This window comes from Sporolactobacillus mangiferae, assembly GCF_023336505.1.
Classification (GTDB): domain Bacteria; phylum Bacillota; class Bacilli; order Bacillales; family Sporolactobacillaceae; genus Sporolactobacillus; species Sporolactobacillus mangiferae.
This window is the reverse complement of the sequence record NZ_JAMAST010000001.1, coordinates 469,410-481,931: the sequence shown is the minus strand read 5'-3', so window position 1 is coordinate 481,931 and position 12,522 is coordinate 469,410. Positions and strand designations below refer to the sequence as shown.

At 42.5% G+C, this 12,522-nt stretch carries 10 protein-coding genes; 8 read left to right on the top strand and 2 right to left on the bottom strand.

The genetic code is table 11. The features are described from left to right. Positions 1-302 precede the first annotated feature (302 nt). Entirely contained in the window at positions 303-1,067 is a 765-nt protein-coding gene (locus M3N64_RS02265) for a Fic family protein (protein ID WP_249096744.1), read from the top strand. A 743-nt stretch (positions 1,068-1,810) separates the two neighbouring features. Next, positions 1,811-2,521, top strand: coding sequence for an acetolactate decarboxylase (gene budA, locus M3N64_RS02260; protein WP_249096733.1), 711 nt, complete (start codon positions 1,811-1,813; stop codon positions 2,519-2,521). Positions 2,522-2,698: 177 nt separating this feature from the next. Here budA and M3N64_RS02255 read toward each other — a convergent pair whose 3' ends face one another. Both M3N64_RS02255 and M3N64_RS02250 read right to left on the bottom strand, forming a co-directional pair. Then, complete coding sequence (locus tag M3N64_RS02255; RefSeq protein WP_249096730.1) at positions 2,699-3,067, bottom strand: alanyl-tRNA editing protein; 369 nt, start codon at positions 3,065-3,067, stop codon at positions 2,699-2,701. 71 nt (positions 3,068-3,138) lie between these two features. Next, positions 3,139-3,348, bottom strand: coding sequence for an alanyl-tRNA editing protein (locus M3N64_RS02250; RefSeq protein ID WP_249096727.1), 210 nt, complete (start codon positions 3,346-3,348; stop codon positions 3,139-3,141). A gap of 476 nt (positions 3,349-3,824) precedes the next feature. Between M3N64_RS02250 and M3N64_RS02245 the strand changes: the two genes are divergently transcribed. The 6 genes from M3N64_RS02245 (at position 3,825) to M3N64_RS02225 (ending at position 12,029) form a co-directional block, all read left to right on the top strand. Beyond that, positions 3,825-7,034, top strand: coding sequence for a DEAD/DEAH box helicase (locus M3N64_RS02245; protein WP_249096723.1), 3,210 nt, complete (start codon positions 3,825-3,827; stop codon positions 7,032-7,034). 495 nt (positions 7,035-7,529) lie between these two features. Beyond that, entirely contained in the window at positions 7,530-7,607 is a 78-nt protein-coding gene (locus tag M3N64_RS14160) for a putative holin-like toxin (RefSeq protein WP_353949365.1), read from the top strand. A gap of 547 nt (positions 7,608-8,154) precedes the next feature. Next, the gene (locus M3N64_RS02240; RefSeq protein ID WP_249096721.1) at positions 8,155-8,310 is read left to right on the top strand and encodes a hypothetical protein; all 156 of its coding nucleotides are present in this window, start codon (positions 8,155-8,157) and stop codon (positions 8,308-8,310) included. A 113-nt stretch (positions 8,311-8,423) separates the two neighbouring features. After that, positions 8,424-9,419, top strand: coding sequence for a hypothetical protein (locus tag M3N64_RS02235; protein WP_249096718.1), 996 nt, complete (start codon positions 8,424-8,426; stop codon positions 9,417-9,419). Between the two features lie 629 nt (positions 9,420-10,048). After that, positions 10,049-10,384, top strand: coding sequence for a hypothetical protein (locus M3N64_RS02230; protein WP_249096716.1), 336 nt, complete (start codon positions 10,049-10,051; stop codon positions 10,382-10,384). A gap of 706 nt (positions 10,385-11,090) precedes the next feature. Beyond that, positions 11,091-12,029 (top strand): HNH endonuclease, encoded by a 939-nt coding sequence (locus M3N64_RS02225; RefSeq protein ID WP_249096714.1) that lies wholly within the window; start codon positions 11,091-11,093, stop codon positions 12,027-12,029. Positions 12,030-12,522 lie beyond the last annotated feature (493 nt).

Below are 12,522 nucleotides of genomic sequence, written 5' to 3'. Positions count from 1 at the left end.
GTCTTTTCACTCTTTCTAATCGGTAGTTCAATAGCATGTTCGAGAATGAATAAAAAAGATCGTGTTACGGGCAGTTACAACGGTAACCTAAAATTTGGACAGACAATCCGTCTCTTTCTGCTGAAAAATCAGGTATTAATAACAAGATACCAGCTGTAACCATCAATCCAGCTATTTTGGGGTTAAACAAACGCCCAAAGGAATGCAAAAAAAGTGAGAACGAGTGATAATGGAAGCAGTTCTATTTTTCGTGCCGTGAATCTGACGAAGTGATCGTTGCCTAGTCATTGGGGGGGAATCACTTGCTTAAATTGCCAAAGGAGTATTTGGATGATGTGCTGGTTCGTTTTGCGCACCATTCCACTGCTATTGAGGGGAACACTTTGTCCCTGACGGAAACGATATCCATTGTTCTTTATGATACGGTGCCGCCTTCTAAGAGAAGTGTGAATTTAAGAGAGATTTATGAGGTCAAAAATCATGAACAGGCTTTTTATTATGTTTTGGCCGAATTGGATAATAGTCATCTTCTGACTATGACAACTGTTAGAACGATTCATGCAGCGCTGACTGATCGCCTGCAGCATGACCGTGGTCAATTTAAAAGTGCTGATAATGCCATACTTGGTGCCGAGTTTCAGACGGCCAGTGCAGTGGAGACACCACTTTTGATGAGTCAATGGGTCGATCATTTAAATGATCGTTTGGAACATACGCAATCAGACGACGAGCGTTATCTGGCCGTCAGCGAAGCCCATATCGCTTTTGAGTGTATTCATCCGTTTTCAGATGGTAATGGACGTACCGGACGAATGTTGATGAACTATTCATTGTTGCAGCATAATTTACCTCCAGTCGTTATCAGGAGTCAGAAAAAGTCGCAGTATATAGCTTATTTGGCTACTCAGGATGGGAAGGGGTTAAGCCGATTTATTCAGGGAGAGGCCCAGGAAGAATTGGACCGTATGAGACGTTTTCAGAATATGCAGGATCAGGCGGTACAGGTGAAACCTTCTGGAGAGACACGGCAGAATAACAAGGGAAATACGAACCGATGTAAAAGGTAACCATTTTAAACCTCCATAATACGTTTGATGTTAACTTTCTCATCGGCTTGTTGCCTGAAAAATCAATACAGAACATCCCAAAGAATGACTTTTAAGTGATCATTAGCATCGATACGAACCTTTTAAAGTGCCGGCGTTAGAGGATCAATGAGTCGTGGCGCTATGTTCACAGCTACTTGAGCTGTTTTACAGCATGAAAAGTTGATCATTATACATGTGAAAATGAATACGCCGACACCGGAAGGGCAGGACGCTTACATTTTTAACTTTTCTCAGGTGACGTGGGTGGCCAAGAATCCATAAAAGGAAAGTATTGAATGACTGCATGTGTGGACACTCGAAAAAAAGCCCCAACTGTGTTGGTGATGATGCGCATAAAAAATATTTGCAATGAGTTTAAGATGTGGATGATCCACTATTTGCTGCTTCAAGAACGATATGCATTTTCCTCGCATCCTCAATGTTGTTTCTACTAAAATATTTCCCGAGTAAGAGTCAGCACGTTCATTCTATTTACTCGATTCAAGGATATGAAACGTATTTTTTATACAAAGGAAAGTCAATGAAAAATAGATCCATATAGCAATTACTTGAAGAAAAATATTTTTCGTGGTATGAAATAAATTACAAATTGATTATTTTGTGATAAAAGTCATGGCTTTTTAATGAATCTCAAATTTTTTTAAAGAAAAATTAATTTTTTTATATTAATATGTTCGCAAAGCTAGATGGAGGGATTACTGATGAAAGATACAACGGTTCTGTATCAGCATGGGACACTGGCAACGCTTGTGGCTGGACTGCTGGAAGGTACGACTACGGCTGGTGCGCTGCTGCAGCATGTTGACACCGGAATTGGCACTGGAGAAGGCCTCGATGGTGAACTCATTATTTTAAATGGACAGGCTTATAAGGTTGATGGGCAGGGGCAGGTCACCCTAGTCCCCGATTCGTTTAAAATTCCATTCGCCAATGCCCACTTTGCTGATTTTACGGATGGGGATCACTTTGAAAAGATAAGCAGCAAAGCGTTCCAGGACAAGCTGCTGAAGGAAAAGCATCTGGAAAATATTTTCTTTGCCGTCCAGGCACAGGGAACGTTCCAGCATATGAAAACCCGAGTTGTCGAACAGCAGCAGCCTCCCTATCCGACATTAGCGGAGATCGCAAGCCAGCAAAAACTGTTTGAGGCGATTAATGTGAGTGGAACGCTGATTGGTTATTATTCACCAGACATTTTCAATGGAGTTTCTGCTGCCGGCTACCATATTCACTTCCTGGCGGATGATCACAGCATCGGCGGTCATGTATTGGATTACACAATCAAACAGGCCAAGGTTCAGCTTCAGGTACTGGAGACATTGGAACAGCATCTGCCTGTACAGAATGCTGCCTATCTGGAACATGACTTCGCTCAGCACGATATTATCGGCGATATTGCGCGATCAGAATAAAAGGTTGCTTTGTCATTGAAAAAGTGACAGGTTACTGTGACAAATCATGGAGTAAAGGAAAAGCTGAATCATCGAAGACCGGTTGCATCGCGGATCTCGATGATTCAGCTGTTTCAAGGTTCATAAGGGGGGCGTCAAGAGTATGCGTTACCTGGTATGCATTCGGACGGAGGGGCCTTATTCCTGAAAAAAGATTTCCATCCGCTCTTTTTCTTTACCCAAGTTCCTCCTTTTCAGGTGGATCGGGCCAATCTCTCCCGTCCGGTGAAGATGTGTGCCGCCGCACGGGACCTGAGCGAAGCCTTCAATTCTCCAATACCTTCGTTGATTTTGCTCATCACTGAATGCGCTAATGATCGGCAAATCCTCCTCAATCATCTGATTGACGCGCCGTGTCAGTTCAGAAAAAATCGTTGCAATGCTGCCCTCCCAATAGAAATCAATCCGCGCTTTATCTTCATTAATATTTGCACCGATTTTCTCCGGATGATTAAAGAACTGGTACACATTTTCGAGCACCAGTTCCGCCGCGAAATGAAGCCGCATCAGCCGATAGCGCTGAGGCCAGGCAATTAATTGTCACGATAACGTTCTCTCCAACATGCAAGCGGTGCGATTCAGGGCAATTCATAGCGAATCTCCTTGCCGTCTTTTTCTGCGGAAAGAATCGGCCATCCACCAATTGTTCCGGTATCTGATGACTGTCCCCCGTTAAAAGTATAGGCGACGGTTTGACTGAGGGTGACAGCCTGTGCAGATACTGAGGTAATCGTTGCGTCGATTTGCGTTAAATAAGGATCCTCCCAAAATACCTTTCTTACAGCCATCATCGATACCTCCGCGGACATTTGAATTTGAACTAAGTATACTAAAACACAATGAACAATTATTTAAGCATTTTTTGGTTTATCAATGTCTCTATTCTCATCCTGGTTGTTGTTATGGTTTTAATTTTCTGGATACGTTCACTCATCCTGCATGGATAATCAGCTTATCCATATTTGCAATCGGAATGATTTGTCAGCCGACATTCTTGGGACATCACGTTTGTTATCTCAGGTTCAGCATCAAATACCGTTTTCTTTAAGGTGTACCTGTCACTCTGCATTTAATTTTGTTATAGTTAGGCTAATTGGTATTCTTTTAAGAAGGATCTGTAAACGTTTGATAATAAGACAACGTCTTCGCAGCTCTCTGGCTATTTTGGGGAGCCTTGCATCACGTTGATTTTTTGATTCGGACAAAACGATGAAAATGTTGTGTGTAATAGTGATAAATGAAGCGAATAGGTGTGTAGGTATACATGGTTCAATTAACAGAAAAAATAATAAAAAACTATTTTTCCCCAATAATCTATCAACGCGGATACAGCTATTATAGTGAAGGACATGTCGAAAGCCTGCATTTTGATCCAGACACCGATTCTTGGCAAGCGGAGGTTGAGGGGACAGACTACTATCTGGTTGATATACATTTTGAAGGACGATCGCTCGTCTATCACTGCGACTGCCCGGCAGCCGAGCAATTCTCATCGCCTTGCAAGCATGTTGCCGCTGTTCTTTTAGAAATAAAAGAATATCAGGAGGATGGATGGGGCATATCGAGCTATAATGCGACCGAGCATTCCAATGAGGGGTTAATGAATCAATTGATTGATACGTTTGCGCGCGTTCAGCAGAAGAACCATGATCGGCAGCATGGTGACCGAAAACTGGTGTTGCAAACGGAATGGACGATCGGCCTTCACTCATCGTGGTTGACACTGCAGATGAGAACAGGCATCAAAAGGCTGTACGTTGTCAAAAAGATCAGAGATTTTATTCAGGCGGTGATTAACCAATATCCGCATACATTTACACAAAAGTTCTCGTTTATCCCATCGGAGCACAGATTCACACCTGAAGATCAAGCGGTGATTGAGATGCTTGGTCAGCAAATGGGCTACCGAAATTACAGGATGATGCAGAACGCGTATATCGGGAGTTACTCAGGTTCCGATGAGCGCCAGTTCATCATTCCGCCGATGCTGTTTCCAAAGCTCCTGAACCAGCTCCAATTCTGCTCTCTGAATTTTGACAATGGCTTTTTGGGTGGGAGCCGGATGACGTTACATAAAAATGAAATTCCATTTGAATTTCGTCTGGAAGAGCATTCACAGGGTGGTTATGAGGTGGATCTGTCCGATCTGAAAGAGGCAGACTATTTAGATCAATATGGTTATCTTTTAAAAGATGGGGCATTCTATTCCCTTTCTTCCGACCAGCAAGGGCTGATTGGTAAGCTCTTCTCGATTGTCAACCGTTCCGGTGTGACCACGCTGCCGATTGGAAAAGATCAGATTGAGCCGTTTCTTTCCAATGTCGCACCCGGTTTGAAAAAAATCAGCAAACTGACGATTACCGATACAGTTTCCGAACGCATCGCATGGCATCCGCTGCACGCGAAACTGATGGTTGATCGTGAAGAGGATCAATTGATTGTTCAGCTTGAGTACCATTATGGACAAGCGGTTGTGAGACCCTTTGAACAGAATAAAGAGACCGGCGTGGAGGATCAGATCTTTATTCGCGATGCGGAAAAAGAACAGACCATTATGGATATGCTCGAAGCCTCTACACTCAAAATCAGTGGGAAACGGCTCTACGCCGAAGGAGAGGAGGCCATCTACGAATTTCTGTATGAGGCACTCCCGGAACTGGAAAACGTTGCGGAAATTTTGTTGACCGGTTCAGTCCGAACGCTTCTGATGCCCGAACAAAAGACACCGTTCGCGAAAATTGATATGGACTCAAGCGAAAATTGGCTCGATGTCCGCTTCCAGCTCGACGGAATCAATGAGAATGAGATCCAGAACATTCTTCAATCCCTTGTTGAAAAGAAGCGCTACTATCGCCTCCCGAGCGGCACCTTTGTCCCTTTGGAGGATGAGACATTCTTGCCTGTCAAACAGATGCTGGACGAACTGAATGTGTCTAAGAAAGAACTTCAGGATAATCAACTGAACGTGCCGATTTACCGCGGCGGGCAAATTGACTCGATACTGGGTGAAAAGCACGCGTCCGTTGGGTTTGGCAAAGGCTTTCGACGCTTTTTGAACCGACTGAGGAACCCGGATTTGATTGAATTTGAGTTGCCCGATTCGCTCCACGCCGACCTCAGAGACTATCAATATTATGGCTATCAATGGCTGAAAACATTGGGAAATTATGGTCTTGGCGGCATTCTGGCCGACGAGATGGGTCTGGGTAAGACGGTACAGGGGATCGCGTTTCTTTTATCGGAAAAAGAAACAAAGCCCGAGGTTAAGCCGGCATTGATTGTCACGCCGGCCTCGCTGATCTACAACTGGAAGAATGAACTGGCAAAATTCGCGCCTGACCTGGAGGCTGTTGTTGCATCCGGAACAGTGCGGGAACGGCAGGCATTGTTTCAGCAGGGACAGAGCCCGGATGTCTGGATTACGTCCTACCAAACGCTGCGTCAGGACATCGACGCTTATGAAAATGAGACATTTAGTACACTGATCCTTGATGAAGCCCAGACCATCAAGAACTTTAATACAAAGACCGCCAAATCTGTCCGTAAAATCAATGCTCGAAATCGGTTCGCAATGAGCGGAACACCGATTGAGAACTCAATTGATGAGCTCTGGTCGATTTTCCAAACGCTATTACCTGGATTCTTTCCGGGACTTTCCGAGTTTAAAAAGATGGAGCAGGAAAAAATCGCGAAAATGATTCGGCCGTTTCTGCTGCGCCGCGTGAAAAAGGACGTACTATCGGAACTTCCGGACAAAATTGAAACGATCCAGAGCTCCGAACTGACAAAAGATCAGAAAGAGCTTTATTTGGCCTACCTTGAAAAAATTCAGAAAGAAACAAAGGATTCACTTGAAAAGGAAGGATTCCAGAAGAGCCGGATCAAGATCCTTGCCGGACTCACCCGTCTGCGGCAAATTTGCTGCCATCCTGCTCTCTTTCTGGAAGACTATCATGGAGAATCCGGGAAGCTGGAGCAGCTGCTTGAAATGATCACCGATTATCTTGAGAACGGGCGGCATATCCTTATTTTTTCTCAATTTACCAGCATGCTGGCGATTATCCGTACGGCCTTAGAGGAGAAGGGCTTGAGTTTCTTTTATCTGGACGGCCAGACCCCGGCAAAACAACGCGTCGACATGGTTGACCGGTTCAACCAAGGGGAACATCCCATCTTCTTGCTGTCGCTTAAGGCGGGAAACACAGGGCTGAATCTGACCGGCGCCGATACGGTCATCCTTTACGATTTGTGGTGGAATCCGGCGGTTGAAGACCAGGCGGTCGGTCGGGCGCACCGTATTGGCCAGCGCCATGTCGTGCAGGTGGTTCGCATGCTCACCCAAGGCACAATTGAAGAAAAAATACACGAACTGCAGCAGAAGAAAAAGGATCTCATTGAATCGGTCGTTGAATCCGGTGATCAATCCCTGTCACGAATGACTGAACAAGAAATTAAAGAGATTTTGAGTATATGAGCGGGGTTTCCCGGTGAAAAAGAAATAATAAAAAAGTGCCGTCCACTGAAATGAGCGTGCGGCGCTAATGACATTCTTTCAAGCGATGACACTAATGATTAGTTTTGGAGTGCTTATCTTAATGCTGTCAGACAGAAAGAAATAATTCGCCTCATATGCTCTTGCAGGAGCTGAAGCCGATATTGCCATCCCGTCAGTGTTCGAAGCACTGCCGGATTTATTTTGCTTTGAACTAATATTAGTTTACACTATTCGGATAATTTAATGCAATGGTTTTTTTCTTCTCACAGCACCATTAATCCAGGAAAGATTCAATCGAACAGTCCGGTTGAAGAGGCAGTGAGCAAAAACAAACGGATACTGTCCTAAAAAGATTGGCACAATAACTGCCCACTTAAAGATTCGAACATACATTCCATGATATAATTTTAGACAGGCAATAGATGATGCATATGAGCGGATGCGGTGACACCCTTGTGAAAGGGGGTGACGCCAATGACAGTATTTCAAGCGATGACACTTATGATTAGTTTTGGAGTGCTTATCTTGATGCTGTCAGACAGAAAAAAATAATCCGCCTCATATGCTCTGGCAGGAGCTGAAGCGGATCGGTCAATAGAAACGATTTAGCTAGAAGGCACTGCATCCGCTCTACGCGGATATTGCCAGCCGTCAGTGTTCGCAGCACTGGCGGATTTATTTTGCCTTAATCTAATTTTATTATACACAGTTCGCGCGAGTTAATGCAATGTATCTTCTCTTCTCACAGCATCATTAATCCAGGACAGTGTTCAATTGGAATTTCCAGCATTGTGGGGACGAGGGATCCTTCGGGCGGATCGACTACATGTCATTCACCGCTGCTTCGGCTTGGTGTCTCACCTTGAGAGATCTTTTGGATTTGGGTGTTGTTCAATCTGAATTGAACACCGTCCGCTGAAATGAGCTGGAGACGATTTTTAGTGATGTTAAACATGATGACTGTGTATCAACACACCTAATTTTTCAGCTATTCAAAGAGGAATACAGTTTTTCGTGGGGTATAAAGACCTTTTAACTGAATACAATGTTTAACGAAATTGACAAATCGTTAATCAAGCATAAAATGGAGGTAAAGTAGATGATACAAGTGCCATCAGCCATTTCAGATAAAACGAAAGAAGAAATTGAGCGCGGAGTTCATGGTCAAGATGCTGATACGGTGTATGAAGCCTTGGAAGGGGTATTTTCTACTTTAATACTTAAATTTCAACGCATCTATAGCAAACGAATTTGAAGTATCATTGTAGATACCCAAGAAATGATTGATACATTTAAAATTTATCGTCTACCTCTGCAAGCACAAAAATAATGTTGACGCGCCATTTTAATACTACGTGGGTGGAAATCATGAAGTTTTTGGAAAGTTTGAAGAATCATAAGAAAATCGCGATCTCCGCAGCAGCTGCTGTGCTGATCGCAGGCGGTTCCCTGACCGCTTTGGGCGTTGCCCATGCAAATCAGGAGGCATACAGCAATAGGGTTAACTCGGAAATCTCATACGTAAGCAAGGCTAAGGACCAGTTCAAGGGGACCAACGACAACCGGTTGGCAGCCCTAAAGAACCTGGAGGGGTCATACAGCTCGTACCTGAAGCGTGACTCAGCCACGCAGGATGGCAAGGTTGTGGATAAGTTCAAATCCACCATTGCATCCGAGAAGCTGTACCTGAAAACCAGGTTAGATAAGGAAATCAAGGACTTGGAGTCCACGGTGGTTAAGTCATCTGAGGATTCGTTAAATGACCGCTTGGATGTGTTAAATGGTGAGAGCAAGGTTGTTTCAAGCTACACTGGTACGGTTTTGACGAAGGATGAGGAAGCCACATTCAGTAAAAGAATTGATAGCCTGAGCAATACTGCTAAGTCTGATATTAAGGCGATCAAGGAGAAAAAGGCAGCTGCTAAGAAAAAGGCTGAGGAGAAAAAGATTGCTGACGCGAAGGCGGCAGCTGCAAAGAAATCTGCAAGTAACGGATCTGATGGATCAACAAGCGGCGCAGACGCTAATGGCAACGGTGGTAACGGATCCAGTGCGGCAAGTTTGTCAAATGGGTCCAGTAAAACGTACAAAGCTTCTGGTTCCCCAAGCAGCGCCACAAGATCATCCGGAAGCTCAACAGCAAGTAGGTCTTCTAAAGGATCAAGCTCAAGTTCAAGTAAAGCATCAAGCGGAACAACAAGTGCAAAGAAATCCAGCGGTGGGGGAAGTGTAACGACTCATAGTTATGGCGGGTATGACAAAAAACATATGCATAGTGTAGGCACAGCAAAATGGACTGATAAATCTGTGGAAGTTTACGATAATAGTGGTAATCATTCAGGTGGGGCAAATTTCGGTGATTGATTAATATTAGTGGGAGAAATCCCGCTTTTTCATTTATAACCTTTATTGCCAGAATATAATGTATAATTTAACAGCAGGAGGTGTGAATGGTGATATGCGAAATATGCGATAATTCGTATCGCAAAGGATATAAGGATGGAATTAAATTATGTTCCTCGTGTCGAGAGAGAATACAAAATGAACTACCAACTGGTAATATAAATGCAGATAGTATATTGAAATCCCCGAATATAACTGAAATGGATAAATACATAAATAATGATGGTAATGTTACTTACTTGGAGATAAAATATAAAAAATTAACATTCCACTACTTTAAATGCTCTGAGTGCAATGAATGGTTCTTAAAAATTAGGAATGCTAGGAATTTGTATGATAGGATGAAGGTAAATAGACCTGTATTGTGCAGTAGAAAATGCGCCAACAGATCCATTAACTGGAGATGCTAGTTGAATGGGTGCATCATTTTGCTGCATCCAATTCCAATAGCTCTGATGTCGAATTTGGCAAACTTAAAATTGACTTGGAATTCTTGTTTCTCGAGTTCGGTGGTAAAGAAATCAGCTTTGAATACAAAGATGATTATCTCCTGACACCAAAAGAAGCAGAAAAAGAATTAAAAATATCTAATGCAACGTTTAGCAAATATGTTGGAAATAGCCGATACAACGCGCCATAAAAAAGTTCCAAAATATGTTGTTGAACTTTGGAATGATCCCGGCTATTGTTTCAAAATGCAAATGATCTATCAAAAGAAGAAGTCAATCATCCAGTCTCCGGAAGAACGATTAAAAGAAATAGATGAAGAAATCGTTGCATTGCAAATGAAGTATCACTGCGAGCATTATTTGGATGCTTTTAAGGCTTACAATGGCGATGATATGGACGATCCTACTGATTATTGGAACTGGCAGGACCTTGAGGAAGAACGATCACAAATACTAAGGGATATTAAAGAAAATTAACATGGACGTTCCTAATACAAATCGGTCATTGTTACGTCCGGCAAACATCTATAGTATCCTTCCAGAATACAATGATCTATTTCAAGAATACCCCTATGTATCCACAATGTCACACACAAGTTGTCAAGTATAAATCTAGTGGACTTGAAGGATGGATTCCGCTAAAAGAGCATAGTACCTATGGAATAACAGGCATTCATTTTGTAGAAAAATAGGATCATGCTGGATATGTAAGAAGATATAATTACGAATGGAAATGCTTTTATCCAATACAAGGTATTCAACAAAGCCACATTATTAGTTGGGGAAATGACCCGCACAAGCACCAGGTACTGATCCTTCATTAATCACAGAAACCGAGCCTCATCACTGCCATTACTGCAAAGAAAATAGGCGGTTGAGAAGAGAAAAGAATCGGTAAGAACCTTGGAAATGGCATTTACATTTATTTCCTATTACATTAGAAATGATATTCCATACGACGAGAACAAACCATACTTGAGATGAAAGGTTATGGAAATAAAAAGAAAGAAGAATAAAAGGTAACAGTGATTCAGATCGAATTGATGTTGCTTTCTTAATTTCTATCGATATTTTTGCAAATAATCCAATTTATTGAAGGGATTTTACCACTTATTGTCGAAATATGGTTCTTAAGATACATAACGATTCAGCTTATTTCCGATCACTTATTGAGGCGATGATCATGCCGATGAAAATGTACGTTGGGATTACGGATTTTGATTGGTTTAAGACGTTAAAAAAGGCAAACTGTGATGAGGTGAATTTCTGGAAGCCTGGTGGGCGTACAAACTTTAAAGCTTTGAATGAGGGAGATCTGTTTTTATTCAAAACGCATAGTCCGCAGAATTATATTGTTGGCGGTGGGTTCTTTTTGAAATTTTCCATTCTCCCGTCTTCACTGGCGTGGGAAGCTTTTGGAATCGCAAATGGTGCGAGTAGTTTAATGGCACTCAATGAACGTATTTATAAATACAGAAGAACAAACCGTTTTTCTGACCCCGATCCTCAAATAGGCTGCATCATCCTCTCATTGCCCTTTTACTTTGATGAGAAGGATTGGATTCCTCAACCCAAAGACTGGAACAGTAATATCGTACAGGGCAAAACCTATCAAACGACTGAACCTGTTGGCTTATCATTATTCGAACAAGTACAGGATCGACTGAGAAATAGAGAAGCCATTGAGTCGTATCTCATCAAAGAAGATACTTTAACTAATCGGTATGGCAAAGAACGATTAATCAAACCACGTGTCGGTCAAGGCGCATTTAAAGTGATGATTGCAGACGCCTATCACAGAAGGTGCGCCATAACGGGTGAAAAAACCCTGCCGGTACTCGAAGCTGCTCATATTAAACCGTACAGCATGAACGGTCCCCATGAGATAAAAAATGGTTTGCTGCTGAGAAGTGACTTTCATACTTTATTTGACCGTGGCTATATCACCATTGATGATTCTCTAATGGTAGAAGTGAGTCACCATATTAAAGAAGACTTCGGTAATGGCAAGGAGTATTATGCCTTCCATGGCAGTAAGTTGGCTGTCGTGCCTGAGCGCGGCGATCAGCTTCCAGATCGGCATTATCTTGAATGGCACAATGAGAATGTATATCTGGGGTAGCAAGTACTATTCAGATGAATTTGTTAAGCAAAATATTTGGCAATTGACTGTCTTCCAAAGTCTATGTCTTGAATGCGAGAAAAGTGGCTCGTTTTAAAAAAGGCAATGATAGATAGCCTAAAAACGATCGTATCGACGCCTAGGTCATCGCAGACCACTTGAAAAAGAAATGATTGATGCGCTTGGTGTGTTAAACAGGAGCAAAGATCTGGGGGAGATTAAATTAACAATCCAAAAACTTTTTTAAAGACTACTGGCGATGGTTACATTGATTTTGATTACCAGGATCCCGAATTACCTTCTGTTGACTAAGTAGGCAACCCCCAGTACTAGAAGATATTGATCATGATGATCCTCAATCGATGCCAGTGAAAATATCGTTGTTTTCCAAAGATTGCTATTACAACGAAACAAGATTACGAATAAGAGAATGGTACAATTCTGATGACGAACTTTATCAATATAGGTATTGCATTGGGGAAAATGGTCGTCC